Here is a 12,821-nt window from a genome sequence, read left to right as displayed (position 1 = left end):
AAACAGCTCCTTTTAAGTTAAAAGGAGCTGTTTAAAATTAGGCGGATTGTTTTGGCTTAATACGTAAAATTTTAATGCCTAAGTAGGCATAAACAACCGCTAAAACAGGGTTAATTAAGTTAAAGAAAGCGTAAAGTGCATAATCAAAAGGGTTTATTAGTAAAACGCTTTGCATATATGCGCCACACGTGTTCCATGGAATTAGTGGGCTGGTAATTGTACCGCCATCTTCCAATGTCCGAGATAAATTAACAGGCTTCAAACCACGTTTTTCATATTCATCTTTAAACATACGACCAGGTACTACAATTGCAATATATTGATCGGCCGCTATCACGTTAGTACCAATACACGTTGCTATTGTTGCCGCAATTAACGATCCCGTACTTTTAGCTATTTTAAGTATGCTTTTAACAAAAATATCCAAAAGGCCTGTTTTTTCCATAATTGCACCAAACATCAGTGCAGTCATAATAAGCCATGTGGTTGTAAGCATTCCGGACATACCGCCACCACTAAGTAGAGAGTCCATTTTGTCATCGCCTGTACTTATGCTAAAACCATCAAAAAACGTCGTCCAAACAAGCTTAAAGTAGCCAACTAGCTGTCCTTGAGAAACATCAATTTGGCTAGCAATTAAATCAGATTGAAACAACATGGCCCAAACAGCGCCTACAACAGCACCGATAGAGATAGCAGGAAAGGCCGGCATTTTTTTAATCGCTAAAACTAAAAGTACAATTAGCGGAATTAGCATTTCAAAACCAATATTAAAGTTTTGCTGTAAAATAGCCGTTATTTCATCAATACGCCCCGCTTCGCTTGAAGCAGTTGCGTTAAAGCCCATGAATATAAATATAATCAGTGCAATTACAAAACTAGGTACAGTCGTCCACAGCATATGTTGAATATGCTCAAACAAATCTGCGCCTACAACTGCTGGCGCTAAATTTGTTGTTTCAGACAGCGGGCTTAGCTTATCACCAAAGTACGCGCCAGATATAACAGCGCCTGCTGTTACTGTTTGCTCAAGTCCAAGACCCGTTGCAACACCTAATAAAGCAACACCTATTGTAGCGGCAGTAGTCCAAGAGCTACCAATGCTCATAGCTACAATGCCACAAATTAAACAACTCGCTGCGTAAAACCAACTTGGGTTTATAACTTGCAAGCCATAATAAATTAAAGTTGGTACCGTTCCAGAAAGTAGCCAAGTGCCAATTAACGCACCTACCATAAGTAAAATTAGGATAGCACCAAGCGAAAGCGTTATACCTTCAATCATGGCTTGTTCTAACTTTTTCCATGTATAACCGTTTTTAAGCCCAATTAAAGCCGCTGCAAAAGTAGCAAATAAAAGCGCAATTTGGTTGGGCCCTGATGAAGAGTTATCACCAAATAAGTAAACTGCAGCACCTAGCAAACAAATTAATACAGAGATAGGAATTAACGCATCAAAAAACGAGGCGGGCTTGATTGGTTTGTCATCCAATAGCTTCAAAGTAGAGACTCCTAGACACACTTACTGTGTGTTTAATTATTATTTTTAGCACGTTAAGCGCATTAACTGAGCGTCATTAATCTAGCTCAAATTTATGTAATCAAAGATTATAACAATTTAGTAAATTTTAGGTAGTAAAAAAGGCGCTAAAGCGCCTTTTTTATAGAGGTAAAACCAGTTATTACTTCTTAGCTATACGACCATAATTAATATAGTCTTGAGTAATTAATGCAGCTTCTTCTAAAAATGGGTCAAGCTCTTCAATTACTTCTGGTAAATCATCTAAGTTTTCTACCGGGTCTTTACCTAAACGCTTAAGACGTTCGTTAGTACGTACAAGTGCACGTGCTTCACCTTCATCTTTTTCTTTAATACGCGTAGCTTCAACTAAAGAGATAGTTTTACGGTCTTTCTCTTCGTTGTATAAGGTAATGTCATTAAATACATAACCAAATTCTGGTTCTGATTTAATTCGTACTTCGTGTTGCTTCTCAAGGTAGGTAATAATAGGCGTTAAATTACCTAGTTTTTTGTATTTCGCTTTAACAATGCTATCCCAAGGAAGTGCATTATCTTGCTTACTTTCGCCCCACTCTGCAGGATCGATTGCTGATGGAAACGAAATATCAGGGATCACACCTTTATGTTGTGTACTACCACCGTTAATACGGTAGAACTTAGCAATTGTATATTGCACGCTACCCAGCGCATTATCGTATAGGTCGTAAGCGCGGCCTAAGCCTTTGTGCTGCTGTACAGTACCTTTACCAAATGTTTGCTCGCCAATAATAACCGCACGACCGTAATCTTGCATTGCTGCTGCAAATATTTCAGAAGCAGAGGCACTGTAGCGATCAACTAAAACAGTTAAAGGGCCATCGTAATAAGTTATACCATCGCGATCTTTTTGCTCTTCTATACGGTTATTTAAGGTATGAATTTGAACAACTGGACCTTGGTCAAAAAACAAACCTGACAATTGAGTCGCTTCATATAAAGAACCACCACCATTTTGGCGTAGGTCGATAATAATGCCATCAACTTTTTCTTCTTTAAGCTTAGCCAGTTCAACTTTTACATCTTTAGAAAGATTATTGTAAAAGCCTGGAATTTCAATCACTCCAACTTTACTTGTTAAGTCAGAGTATTTGGCTTCAAATACTTCTGATTTAGCCGCTCTATCTTCAAGTCGAATTTTATCACGAGTGATTTCAACAACTTTAGGTGCACCGTGAGCGTCAACACCTTTTAAGTACTGTAGACGTACTTTAGTCCCTTTAGGGCCTTTAATTAAATCAACTACGTCATCTAAACGCCAGCCAATTACATCTACAAATTCTTCGCCATCTTGGGCAACGCCGATAATGCGATCATCAGCTTTAATTTGATCTGTTTTATCTGCAGGGCCTCCTGGCACTAAGCTGCGAATAACAGTGTAGTCCTCATCAGGGCTTAGCACGGCACCAATGCCTTCAAGCTCTAAGTCCATATCCATTTTGAATTGCTCTGCACGACGTGGCGATAAGTAAGACGTATGAGCCTCAATACTGCGTGCTAGCGAATTCATAACAATTTGAAAAGCATCTTCTGAATTAGATTGTACTAAACGTTTTTCTGCATTTTTATAACGTTTGGTCAGTACTTCTTTAATGCCTTCCCAATCTTTACCCGTCATTTTTAAACGCAGTGCATCGTACTTTACACGCTCACGCCAAATTTCATCAAGCTCAGCTTGTGACACAGGCCATGCCGAATCTTCACGGTCATAAAAGTATTCATCTTCTTTATCAAACGTCATTTCTTTTTCAAGTAAAGTAAGTGAATACTCGTAACGTTCAAAACGGCGTTTAAGACTTAAGTTAAAAATATCAAACGTAAATTCTAATTTACCGGTAGTAATCGCGTTGTCAAAGTCATCACGATATTGCTCAAAAGAGGCAATATCGCTGGCTAAGAAAACGCTTTTATTAAAATCAAGGGATTCGATATAACGATCGTACACTTTACTAGAAAGCTCATCGTTAAATCGAACCGGTGTATAGTGTGAACGAGCAAATAAGCTAGCCACTCGTTTGCTAGCAGTACCATGTTGACTCTCTTGCTTAAGCTGGGGTAAATCGTCAATTGTAACGGCTTCAACAGCAGCAAATAATGAACCTGAAAACAGGGCAGCAACTAACGGAATGAGCGTAAACTTTTTACTCATACACAACTCCTTAATTTATTTACAACTTAAACAATATATAAGCTGTCAGCTTTGGTTTTAACTTGCATGCCTGTAACTAATTCAACATGAACATCATCTTTGTTCACTTCAGTGATTACTGCGTTTACAAGTGCTTGGCCAAGTTTAACCTTAACCTTATTATTAACCTTGACCTCAGTTGCTGGTAAAGGTTCAATTTTTCCTGAACGTTTAGCCGGCGCTGCTTTAGCAGGTTTGTTAGCTGCAGGTGCGTTTTTATCGCCTGCTTTACTAGCATGAGCTGGTTTTTTCTTGAAAGATTTAGAATCAGAATCTTGGCGTGGACGCTGTTGTTTTTTGCGTTTTGCCATTTTAGCACGGCTTTCTTCCAATGCTTTTTGTGCATGGTCGATATGCTCTTGCTCAACTTTTTCACCTTGATTACCATCAAGGTCAATACGAAACTCTGACTTAGTCACAGCTTCTAAATAACGCCAATTAGACGTGTATTTTCTAAGCGCTTGACGAACTTGAGTCTTACTTACTTTTTCAGACCCTTCAATACGCTCAGCAATATCTTTAAAAATACCTACTTTAAGCGGCTTGATGCCATCTTTTTGTTTAAAACATTGTGGGAATTCTTGATATAAAAATTCCAACACTTCATTAATATCTTTTAGCTTGTTTGTGGTTTCCATTTTAGAACCTATTTTTCACATCTTTTCATCAAGGGACGAATCGACGTAGTGTGTTACCCAGTCGACCAACTCTTCGAAATCGGCTTCTATTACAGCCATATCACCCCGAAGGTGTTCCCAAATACCATTAATTGTTTCATCAATAAATTCACATTCTGAATCATCTGGAAGACGATCCCATGCAATATGAATTAAATCATTGAGCGTTTCCGCTACATGCTCTTCTTCGCCTTCCCAATCGCCAACATCTTGCACAGCAAATAGGTAGTCTTGAACATTTAGCAAATCTTTCATTACATGCTCGCCTCTAAGCATTTCACTAATGCTTCAAGGCCAACTTTATCATCAGCATCAAATCGGCCAATACTTGGACTATCAATGTCTAGTACTGCGAATACTTTACCATGTTTCATGATAGGTACAACTACTTCAGAATTAGACGCTGCATCGCAGGCTATATGCCCGTCAAAAGCGTGAACATCTTCAATTAATTGTGTTTCTGCGGTTGCCGCAGCTGTTCCACATACCCCTTTCCCAACGGGAATACGGATGCATGCGGGGTTACCTTGAAACGGGCCAAGTACTAATTCAGTAGGAGAATCCATAAAGTAAAAGCCCGCCCAATTTACATCTTCTAAAGAGGTAAATAACAGCGCGCTTATGTTTGCCAAATTGGCAATTACATTAGATTCACCAGCTATCAGCGATTCAGTTTGCTTAACTAATGACTGGTAAAAATCGTGCTTTTGCATACCAAACTACTTCTTATTAAACATACAGTAGCTAAAGGTACTCTTTGTCGTGAAAAATTGGAACCTTTTGGAGGTAAAAAAAAGGAAATTGCACCGTTTATCAGCGTGCTTGGTTAATAATGCTGCGATTATTTTTTTACCGATTTACGAAGACCAAATAAAAACAGTCCAGCAGCAAATGCTGACATAACACTATTAATCAAAAATATCTCACCAGTTGATGCACTTAATAAGTAACTGAATATAGCGCCACCTAACAAACCAAGGGTTAATACACCTGAATAATTAACTTTAGAATACTTAAACATAAGTAAATATCCTGGCACGACAAAAGCCGCCATTGTTAAACCTACAATATGCGCATTTGAGATAGCAGTCATCAAAAGTTGAAAAAATACGGATAGGAAATCACCCTGTAGCGTTAGTGCGTAATACAATCCTAACAAGCTGCCAATAATTACCGGGGACAATAATGAAAGCGCGACGCTTTTTGCGAGTTGATGTTTCATCTAATAATCCTTAATACAGAGTATAAATTTTAATGTATTAAGCATGCACCAAGATCTAAAGCTTAGAAATAGAGACTATGGTCGTAATTTATGATGATAAATCGCGCTATTTCTACCCGTAGTTATTTATTTTACAGGCACAAAAAAGCCCGCTAAATTAGCGGGCTATTTTGTTATATGGTGGAGAGATAGGGATTTGAACCCTAGATGGGCTATAAACCCATGCCGGTTTTCAAGACCGGTGCATTCGACCACTCTGCCATCTCTCCGATACTGCTAAGTTAAAAGTAAGAGTGTACTAATAACTATTTAAATGAATGATATTTTAATTACCACACACTTATTAAATAAGTGGTGGAGAGATAGGGATTTGAACCCTAGATGGGCTATAAACCCATGCCGGTTTTCAAGACCGGTGCATTCGACCACTCTGCCATCTCTCCGCACGGCCTGCATAATAGGGAAACCCATCCCTTTTGTGAAGCTTTTTTTTTAATTAATTGTTTAAGTGCCTAAAAAACAATTGATTTGTTTAAAGTTAAAACAAAATGTTTTTAATTTAGCCATCAATATACTTTTATTTAAATATTTAACTCTATTGATCTACAAAGGTTTGCCCAAACATATAAGAGTTGGTAATCTAATTTTAGTTAAATTATCGAAACACACACGTTTCACTTAAAGGAGCTCTACAATGGCGTTTAATCAATCGTACAATACCGCGAAACCGGTAATGTCTACCATTGAAACAAACAAGGTACTTAAAAACACCTACTTTTTACTAGCTATGACACTTGCATTTAGTGCAGTTACAGCCGGTATTTCAATGGCACTACAATTACCTTACTTTATGGGAATTGTGTTTACACTCGTTTCGTTCGGTTTATTATTTGTTGTAAATAAAAAAGCAGATACAGCATCTGGTGTATTTTGGGTTTTTGCTTTCACAGGTTTAATGGGGGCAGGCTTAGGTCCATTGCTTAACCATTATGCTGCATTACCTAATGGCCCAATGCTTATTATGCAAGCCTTAGGTTCTACAGCGCTTATCTTTTTTGGTTTATCTGCTTATGCACTAAATACTAAAAAAGACTTCTCATTTATGGGTGGCTTTTTAACTGTTGGCTTAATCGTTGTGATTGTAGCAAGCATCGTTAATATTTTTATTGGCAGTTCATTGATGTTTATGGTGCTTAATGCAGCAGTTGTACTGATTATGTCTGGTTTGATTTTATTTGATACAAGCCGAATCATAAACGGTGGTGAAACTAACTACATTCGCGCAACAGTGTCTTTATACCTAAGCGTATATAACTTATTTACTTCTTTACTTGCTCTACTTGGCGCAAGTGATGACTAATTAAATAGTTCTGTTAAAATAGCCCCTTTATTGGGGCTTTTTTATTGGAATTGTTTTGGCACGCTTTGTTCTTTCATTACATACACCACCATCCGATCACGATACCACGCAACGCATAGTTAAATTTGCGAATGCATGTTTAGCCCAAGGGCACACCATTGATGCTATTTTTTTATACCAGCAAGGTATTTATCATGCATCTACCCACTTTGATTTATCCTCAGACGAGCTTCAAATTTCAGCACTTTGGCAGCAACTTGCTGATCAAAAACTAAATTTAATGCTGTGTGTTACCGCCGCGCAAAAGCGCGGGTTAGATATTAAAAACACAGGTGTATTTAAAGTCGCAGGGTTAGCTGAATTTGCAATGCTTGCAAGCGACGCAGATAAATGGGTGCAATTTAAATGATAAACGTATTAGTAATGAGTCAGTGCAGCCCATTTGACGATTTAAATATTCGTGATGCACTTGATATGACATTGATATTTGCGGCCGTTGACCAAAATGTGAGTTGGTTGTTTAGCGGCCCCGCCGTTTTGGCTTTAAAAAAGCATCAACAACCAAACGATATTGGCTTAAAAGATTTTTTTAAAAACATTAAAACACTCGAAATCTATGATGTTGAAAACATCTACGTGTGTGAAAAGTCATTGCTTGATTATGGTTTAAATAAACATGATTTACTCATAGAGGCAAAAGCACTCAACTTTAGCCAACAACAAACACTAATTAAAGCGCAGCAACATGTGGTGAACCTATGAGTACGTTACATATATTTTCAAAGCCGCTTAACTATTACTCGGCAAATCAGCTAGAGAACTTAATTTTATCAGACGATAACGTGCTACTTGTTGGTGATGCCTGCTTTGCAAAAAAACAATTTAGACAATTTGCAGATACACTGTTAATACTTGAACAAGACGCGCAAGTACGTGCAATAAAATTAGCAGATAACGATAAAGCCATTAGCTATAAAGACTTTGTAGCACTCACTTTATCAACTAATCAATCAATTACGTGGTAACTCATGCTTGAATTTAACAACCAACAGATTGAAACCGACAAACAAGGCTACTTGCTTGACCATACTTTGTGGTCAAAGGAGCTTGCACCTGTAATTGCTATCCAAGAAAACATTACCCTTAGCGTTCAACACTGGGAAGTCATTAACTTTGTTCGTGATTTTTATATTGAATATAACACCAGCCCAGCAATTCGGATGCTTGTAAAAGCAATGGCAAAAGCACTCGGTGAAGACAAAGGTAATAGCCTTTATTTATATAAATTATTCCCTAAAGGCCCTGCTAAGCAAGCAACAAAAATCGCCGGATTACCAAAACCAGCTAGGTGCATATAATGAGATCTAAATCAGGCAATAATCAAGTAACTGAATCCAAGCCAAAAAGAAGTACAGGCCGTACTTATTCACGCAGTGCACTTAACAAAACGCCATCTGGTAAAAGAGAAATAAAGCCGCAAATAGCATCTAAAGACAGAAAAATTGTGTTATTCAACAAGCCGTTTGATGTGCTATGCCAATTTACAGATGACGCAGACAGAAAAACGCTTGCTGAATTTATCCCTATTAAAGAAGTTTACGCAGCAGGAAGGTTAGACAGAGACAGTGAAGGTTTATTGCTTTTAACAAACTGTGGAAAATTACAAAACACCCTAACGGCACCTGATAAAAAGACGAATAAAACCTACTGGGCACAAGTTGAAGGTGAACCAACAAGCGAATCAATTAATGATTTATGTAATGGCGTAGAACTTAAAGACGGACTTACACTCCCCGCTAACGTTAAAATAATTGATGAACCTATAATTTGGACTCGTAATCCTCCTGTACGCGAGCGAAAAGCAATCCCTACCACTTGGCTAAGTATTACAATTAATGAAGGTAAAAACAGACAAGTTCGTCGAATGACCGCGCATATTGGACACCCTACACTTCGCCTCATCCGCTATAGCATTGGCAACTATACGTTGGATGATATTAATTGTGGTGAATACAAAGTAATTAAGGGCGTAGTTGATGCATAAACCGCATGTCACGGTTGCAGCAATAGTAAAAAAGCAAAACGAGTTTTTACTTGTAAAAGAGCGAGATAAATTTACAAAGCAAATTTGTTACAATCAACCTGCGGGTCATTTAGAGCAAAATGAGACACTTGCACAAGCTGCAAGCAGAGAGCTACTAGAAGAAACAGGCTTAACGCTTGAGCCTATTGGGTTTTTAGGTGTTTATAATTTGCATGCCGATAACGCAGTGCACTATTTGCGATTCTGCTTTTTATTTGAAGCGCCTAATAATATAAAAGCACCAACACCAATGGATTCCGACATCATCAGCGCTAGCTGGTATACATTAGAGCAAATAAAATCATTACCTCTTAGAAGCCCTTTAGTGCTCAAGTGCATTAACGACAGCTTGAATCGACCACCGTTAAGCTTAGAAACTATTTATAATTGATTTACTCTGAGCTTAGCGCTATACAATTACGTCCTTGTTTTTTAGCATAATAAAGGGCGTTATCAGCGGCTTTAACAAAGCTGACTTCATTACTATTTGTATAGTCACTGATGGTATTAATACCCATACTTATAGATAAAAATCCGGTAAAGCTATCCTGATGTGCAATAGCTAAGTTTTCTACAGCCTTTTGTATTTGCTCAGCTATAAACAATGCCCCTTGCCTATCGGTTTGAGGTAATAAAACAACAAATTCCTCTCCGCCATATCGAGCCACAAAATCTTCTGGGCGACTAACAGTTGAAGCAATTTTTTGAGCCACATCATATAAACACGTATCGCCGGCTACATGCCCATACCGGTCATTAAATTGTTTAAAATAGTCAATATCGATAATAATTATCGATAGCATGCCTTCGCATTCTTTTGATTGTTCATACTCTTGTGTTAGTTTTTCATCAAACCGACGCCTGTTTGCAATTTTGGTTAATGCATCCAAAAAAGCCATATCCCTAAGTATATCCTCTGCTTCTAAACGCTCTGTAGCATCATTAAAAACAGCTAAAAACTCTTCACCTATATCAATTCCTGAAATTTCCATCATCACTTGTGAGCCATCACGACAAGAAACTCGATAGTTATTTGCAGGTATATCGTTATTATTATTCAGCGCCTTTTCAAGTGAATCTTGCCACAGCTTTTTTGCAAGCTCTCTATATTGTGGATCTGGGCACGCTTTTTCCCACCACAATTTAAGATTAGGTACATGCTCTACTGTATAACCAAAAACATCTACAAAGCGTTGATTAACTTTCAAAATATCACCCGTCTTAGAACACACATTACATACCGGCATTGGCAAAACGGTAAATAACCTAGCGTAGTGACTTATCTCATGTTTGCGCATAGGGTTGAGTGTACTTTGAGGTAAGTAACTCATTGGCATATCACTTTTTTCTATACTAAGCTTTTCGTCCATTTCTAAAGCGAAATACCATTCAAGCCACCAGTGCTCTACATGATCAAGTACCTTTAGCTCAATGTTCTTTTTAGCGGTTGAGCCCTTAATTAAGCTAAATAACTCATGTACATGATTTGGTTCTTGGTAAATATGGGTTTTTTTTAGTTTTATTAACTCATAAAAAAGATTATAGGCTGATTTTTTAAACTCTGTCGTCTTGCTAGAAAGTAATTCGCTATCCACAAAATCCGGTTTTTGTGTGTAATGCTCGACTAAAGAATTTATCTTGTTTATTTGATAGGCATAATTCATATATTCATTCCATTGACTATATTTCAAGCGGCTTTAAAATGGTTTACAACCATATACTCACCACTATTTTATTTTTATTAAGTGTATATTTACCCTAGTAGTTTTAAAAGAAAAATACTATTAATAAAACTCAATAACTACATGAATTATTCTATACTCTTAATTTATTAGTAAAGATCACTTTAATATTACTAAAGTTACAGCCTAATAAAGCGCTTAAGTCTAGTTTGCTATTTGTTATATAAATAAAATACTGACTAATTCCCCTCTTTGCGTCCTTAGTCTCTTTAAGCACAAACAAAATACATGCTATAATCGCGGCCTTTCCAAGTTAACAGCAATCTGTATAAGCGAAATTATTCATGAGCGAAAATAGTCACATTAAAGTCATTGTTGGCATGTCCGGCGGTGTTGATTCTTCTGTATCTGCATATTTATTACAACAACAGGGCTACCAAGTAGAAGGCCTGTTTATGAAGAACTGGGAAGAAGACGACAATGATGAATACTGTGCTGCCGCTGATGATTTAAAAGATGCGCAAGCAGTGTGTGACAAATTAGGCATTGAGCTTCACACAGTTAACTTTGCAGCAGAATATTGGGACAATGTATTTGAGTACTTTTTAGCAGAGTACAAAGCAGGTCGCACACCTAACCCAGATATAATGTGTAACAAAGAAATTAAATTTAAAGCCTTTTTAGAATTTGCTGCGCAAGCACTCGGTGCTGACTTTATTGCAACGGGTCACTATGTTCGCCGTGAGCTTCGCGATGACAAATACGTAATGTGTCGCGGACTTGATAACAATAAAGATCAAAGCTATTTCTTATATACTCTAAGCTATGAACATATTGGCCAAACGTTATTCCCTGTAGGCGATATCGAAAAACCAGAAGTACGCCGCATAGCAGAAGAGCAAGACCTAATCACTCACGATAAAAAAGACAGCACAGGTATCTGCTTTATTGGTGAGCGTAAATTTAAAGACTTTTTACAAAAGTTCTTACCAGCACAACCTGGCGTTATCGAAGACACAGACGGTAACAACGTAGGCGAGCACGAAGGCTTAATGTACCACACACTTGGACAACGCAAAGGCTTGTTAATTGGTGGTATGAAGGAAGGTTCTGGTGAGCCTTGGTACGTAGTAGATAAAGACCTTGAGCGAAATGTACTTATTGTGGGGCAAGGTAAAGATCACCCTCGCCTATACAGCAACGGTCTTAACGCAAACCAACTTCACTGGGTAGACCGTATTGGCCCTAAAGGCACCACTCGCTGCACAGTAAAAACGCGTTACCGCCAAGAAGACTTAAGCTGCACCCTACTTGTAGGTGAAGACGGCATGGCCCGCGTATTGTTCGACGAGCCACAAAAAGCAGTTACGCCTGGTCAATCTGCCGTATTTTACGCAGAAGATGTGTGTTTAGGTGGTGGTATTATTGACTCGGTGATTAAGTAATGAATGAACACCAAGTCATGGCGCTTGCCGCCATGTGCCAGGCTGCTAAACAAGTTCAAAAAATTGCCCAATACGGCAACAATAACGAACATGATTTAGAAATCTTACTTTCAAGCATTATTCAAACATCTCCGGCATCGCCAGAAGATGTTTACCAAGGTACTGACAACTTACGTGATGGCTATAAAACATTAATGGCGCAGCTTACTGCTGGCGCTCAAAAAGATGTTGAAATAGTAAAGTACGTAGGTGGTTTAATGCAGCTTGAGCGAGCACTCAGTGCTAACGAAAAAAGCTTAAACGAATTAGGTAAACGAATTGATGATATTCATCGTCGTTTAGACCACTTTGCTATTACCGATGAGAGTGTTGTTGCCGGTTTAGCAGATATTTACTCGTCGGTGCTGAGCCCCCTTGGGCACCGAATACAGGTTTATGGTAAACCCGAGTTATTAAAACAGCAGCTCACTCAAAATAAAATCCGTGCGTTATTATTAGCCGGCATTAGAAGTGCAGTATTATGGCGACAAATGGGCGGTAAACGCCGTCACTTTTTCTTTGCAAAAAGAAAAATACTCGCCATTGCTAAAACAAAAATTTAACTAT

At 38.1% G+C, this 12,821-nt stretch carries 16 protein-coding genes and 2 tRNA genes; 9 read left to right on the top strand and 9 right to left on the bottom strand.

Annotated elements, in window-relative coordinates; all coding sequences use genetic code 11:
- Positions 1 to 37: 37 nt before the first annotated feature.
- The 8 genes from nhaC to I6E69_RS07220 form a co-directional block, all read right to left on the bottom strand.
- Positions 38 to 1,501, bottom strand: a complete 1,464-nt coding sequence (nhaC, locus tag I6E69_RS07255) for a Na+/H+ antiporter NhaC (protein WP_007586912.1) — start codon at positions 1,499 to 1,501, stop codon at positions 38 to 40.
- Between the two features lie 181 nt (positions 1,502 to 1,682).
- Positions 1,683 to 3,707, bottom strand: a complete 2,025-nt coding sequence (prc, locus tag I6E69_RS07250) for a carboxy terminal-processing peptidase (RefSeq protein ID WP_076924574.1) — start codon at positions 3,705 to 3,707, stop codon at positions 1,683 to 1,685.
- A 26-nt stretch (positions 3,708 to 3,733) separates the two neighbouring features.
- Positions 3,734 to 4,384, bottom strand: coding sequence for an RNA chaperone ProQ (proQ, locus tag I6E69_RS07245; RefSeq protein WP_024600504.1), 651 nt, complete (start codon positions 4,382 to 4,384; stop codon positions 3,734 to 3,736).
- 15 nt (positions 4,385 to 4,399) lie between these two features.
- Positions 4,400 to 4,678, bottom strand: a complete 279-nt coding sequence (locus tag I6E69_RS07240; RefSeq protein ID WP_002961910.1) for a hypothetical protein — start codon at positions 4,676 to 4,678, stop codon at positions 4,400 to 4,402.
- Positions 4,678 to 5,136 carry a GAF domain-containing protein gene (locus I6E69_RS07235; RefSeq protein WP_024600505.1) on the bottom strand — a complete coding sequence of 153 codons (459 nt, stop codon included), beginning with the start codon at positions 5,134 to 5,136 and terminating at the stop codon, positions 4,678 to 4,680. The genes I6E69_RS07240 and I6E69_RS07235 overlap by 1 nt, the downstream gene beginning before the upstream one ends.
- 128 nt (positions 5,137 to 5,264) lie before the next feature.
- Positions 5,265 to 5,645 carry a hypothetical protein gene (locus tag I6E69_RS07230; protein ID WP_007586920.1) on the bottom strand — a complete coding sequence of 127 codons (381 nt, stop codon included), beginning with the start codon at positions 5,643 to 5,645 and terminating at the stop codon, positions 5,265 to 5,267.
- A gap of 178 nt (positions 5,646 to 5,823) precedes the next feature.
- A tRNA-Ser gene (locus I6E69_RS07225) sits at positions 5,824 to 5,914 on the bottom strand.
- Between the two features lie 83 nt (positions 5,915 to 5,997).
- Positions 5,998 to 6,088: transfer RNA gene (locus I6E69_RS07220), tRNA-Ser, on the bottom strand.
- Positions 6,089 to 6,339: 251 nt separating this feature from the next.
- On the opposite strand from I6E69_RS07220, the gene I6E69_RS07215 reads away from it, so the two are divergent.
- Genes I6E69_RS07215 through I6E69_RS07185 form a run of 7 tightly spaced genes read left to right on the top strand, consistent with a single transcriptional unit; the run spans position 6,340 to position 9,479 of the window.
- The gene (locus tag I6E69_RS07215) at positions 6,340 to 7,005 is read left to right on the top strand and encodes a Bax inhibitor-1/YccA family protein (RefSeq protein WP_008133668.1); all 666 of its coding nucleotides are present in this window, start codon (positions 6,340 to 6,342) and stop codon (positions 7,003 to 7,005) included.
- Positions 7,006 to 7,060: 55 nt separating this feature from the next.
- Entirely contained in the window at positions 7,061 to 7,414 is a 354-nt protein-coding gene (gene tusD, locus I6E69_RS07210) for a sulfurtransferase complex subunit TusD (RefSeq protein WP_024596911.1), read from the top strand.
- Positions 7,411 to 7,767 carry a sulfurtransferase complex subunit TusC gene (gene tusC / locus I6E69_RS07205; RefSeq protein ID WP_024600506.1) on the top strand — a complete coding sequence of 119 codons (357 nt, stop codon included), beginning with the start codon at positions 7,411 to 7,413 and terminating at the stop codon, positions 7,765 to 7,767. The genes tusD and tusC overlap by 4 nt, the downstream gene beginning before the upstream one ends.
- A complete protein-coding gene (locus tag I6E69_RS07200; RefSeq protein WP_024600507.1) occupies positions 7,764 to 8,030 on the top strand; it encodes a DsrH/TusB family sulfur metabolism protein in 267 nt (88 codons plus the stop codon). The genes tusC and I6E69_RS07200 overlap by 4 nt, the downstream gene beginning before the upstream one ends.
- 3 nt (positions 8,031 to 8,033) lie before the next feature.
- Complete coding sequence (locus I6E69_RS07195; RefSeq protein WP_007580207.1) at positions 8,034 to 8,363, top strand: TusE/DsrC/DsvC family sulfur relay protein; 330 nt, start codon at positions 8,034 to 8,036, stop codon at positions 8,361 to 8,363.
- A complete protein-coding gene (locus I6E69_RS07190; protein WP_024600508.1) occupies positions 8,363 to 9,049 on the top strand; it encodes a pseudouridine synthase in 687 nt (228 codons plus the stop codon). The genes I6E69_RS07195 and I6E69_RS07190 overlap by 1 nt, the downstream gene beginning before the upstream one ends.
- Complete coding sequence (locus I6E69_RS07185) at positions 9,042 to 9,479, top strand: NUDIX hydrolase (RefSeq protein ID WP_024600509.1); 438 nt, start codon at positions 9,042 to 9,044, stop codon at positions 9,477 to 9,479. The genes I6E69_RS07190 and I6E69_RS07185 overlap by 8 nt, the downstream gene beginning before the upstream one ends.
- A 1-nt stretch (position 9,480) precedes the next feature.
- Here the strand turns inward: I6E69_RS07185 and I6E69_RS07180 are convergent, their stop codons facing one another.
- Positions 9,481 to 10,752, bottom strand: a complete 1,272-nt coding sequence (locus tag I6E69_RS07180) for a sensor domain-containing diguanylate cyclase (RefSeq protein ID WP_024600510.1) — start codon at positions 10,750 to 10,752, stop codon at positions 9,481 to 9,483.
- A gap of 362 nt (positions 10,753 to 11,114) precedes the next feature.
- Here I6E69_RS07180 and mnmA point away from each other — a divergent pair, with 362 nt between their 5' ends.
- Together mnmA and hflD are read left to right on the top strand one after the other, a co-directional pair.
- Positions 11,115 to 12,215: a tRNA 2-thiouridine(34) synthase MnmA gene (mnmA, locus tag I6E69_RS07175; protein WP_197120927.1), complete on the top strand. Its 1,101-nt coding sequence runs from the start codon at positions 11,115 to 11,117 to the stop codon at positions 12,213 to 12,215.
- The gene (gene hflD / locus I6E69_RS07170) at positions 12,215 to 12,817 is read left to right on the top strand and encodes a high frequency lysogenization protein HflD (RefSeq protein WP_024597927.1); all 603 of its coding nucleotides are present in this window, start codon (positions 12,215 to 12,217) and stop codon (positions 12,815 to 12,817) included. The genes mnmA and hflD overlap by 1 nt, the downstream gene beginning before the upstream one ends.
- The last annotated feature ends 4 nt before the right edge of the window (positions 12,818 to 12,821 follow it).

The organism is Pseudoalteromonas sp. NZS100 (assembly GCF_015864815.1).
Lineage (GTDB): Bacteria > Pseudomonadota > Gammaproteobacteria > Enterobacterales > Alteromonadaceae > Pseudoalteromonas > Pseudoalteromonas distincta.
This window is presented reverse-complemented; position numbering and strand designations above follow the sequence as displayed.